This window comes from Methylibium sp. T29 (assembly GCF_000576205.1).
Taxonomy (GTDB): domain Bacteria; phylum Pseudomonadota; class Gammaproteobacteria; order Burkholderiales; family Burkholderiaceae_C; genus Methylibium; species Methylibium petroleiphilum.
Genome location: NZ_AZND01000516.1, coordinates 1 through 1172, shown reverse-complemented (window position 1 = coordinate 1172; position 1172 = coordinate 1). Strand labels below are relative to the sequence as shown.

Sequence of the window (1172 nt, the reverse complement as noted above, 5' to 3'; positions counted from 1 at the left end):
GCGCCGGCCGGTGGGGTGGTGGCCGGCGGCGCGGCGCAGGCACCCAGCAGGAGGCACAGGGCTGCGGCGATCGACCGTGCGGGCAATCCGCGGGGCGTGGGCGGTCGGGAGGAACGAAGGGAAAGGGGCTCGGTCATGCGTCGGGGTCGGCGGGCCGGAAGCCTCGCCTTCGGGACCGGCCGCTCGGCGAGGACTCGCGAGTCGGGCTGCAGCCGGAGGCCTTTCAGGGCAGGTCAGGGCGGGTCGGCCCTGTTGCTGGGCGAGCATACCGCGGTGGCCGCCGTCGCCGTGGCGGGGGCATGACACGCATCTTGCTTCGAGGCTTGGATAATCGCGGCCGCGATCGCTGCATTCGCACTGACTTCCCACGACCTCCCTGCCGGTCCCGCCCCGGCCACCCATCATGAACCAGGATGAACTGAAGACCCTCGTCGGCCGCGCTGCACTCGAGTACGTGCCCGAAGGCAGCATCGTTGGCGTCGGCACCGGCTCGACCGTCAACTGCTTCATCGACGCACTGGCGGGTATCAAGGAGCGTATCGCCGGGGCCGTGTCGAGCTCGGTCAAGAGCACCGAGCGGCTGCGCGAGAAGGGCATCCGTGTGTTCGACGCCGCCGCGGTCGAATCGCTGCCGGTCTACATCGACGGCGCAGACGAGATCGACCCCCACGGCTGCATGATCAAGGGCGGTGGCGCGGCGCTGACGCGAGAGAAGATCGTGGCCGATCTGGCCGAGCGTTTCGTCTGCATCGCCGATGCCTCCAAGCTGGTGGACGTGCTGGGGCGCTTTCCGTTGCCGGTCGAGGTGCTGCCGATGGCGGTGAGCCAGATCCAGCGGCGCTTTGCGAAGCTGGGCGCGACCGCGACCGTGCGCGAGGGTGTGATCACCGACAACGGTCAGCTGATCCTCGATGTTCAGGGCCTGCGCATCGGAGACCCGCTGGCCTTCGAGACCGAGGTCAACCAGTGGCCCGGTGTGGTGACCGTGGGCGTGTTCGCGCGGCACAAGGCCAGCGTCTGCCTGCTGGGCACGCCCGAAGGCGTGAAGACGCTGCGCTTCTGACCGGCATCCTGCGCGCGAGCCGCGCAGGCCGTTAGAACCGGATGCCGTTGGGTGCGGCCTCCAGGGCCGGCGGCAGGGCGGCCGGGGCTTCTGCGGCGGGGCGCGGCGC

Annotated in this window: 1 protein-coding gene; it reads left to right on the top strand. The window is 70.5% G+C overall.

Translation table 11 applies throughout. From position 1 onward, the window contains the following. Positions 1 to 403 precede the first annotated feature (403 nt). Positions 404 to 1063: a ribose-5-phosphate isomerase RpiA gene (gene rpiA / locus x551_RS22500; protein WP_036234180.1), complete on the top strand. Its 660-nt coding sequence runs from the start codon at positions 404 to 406 to the stop codon at positions 1061 to 1063. Positions 1064 to 1172: the final 109 nt, after the last annotated feature.

What these genes read in the sequence shown, in the direction of transcription:
- rpiA (WP_036234180.1), top strand. Translation starts at nt 404, where the DNA reads ATGAACCAGGATGAACTGAAGACCCTCGTCGGCCGCGCTGCACTCGAG.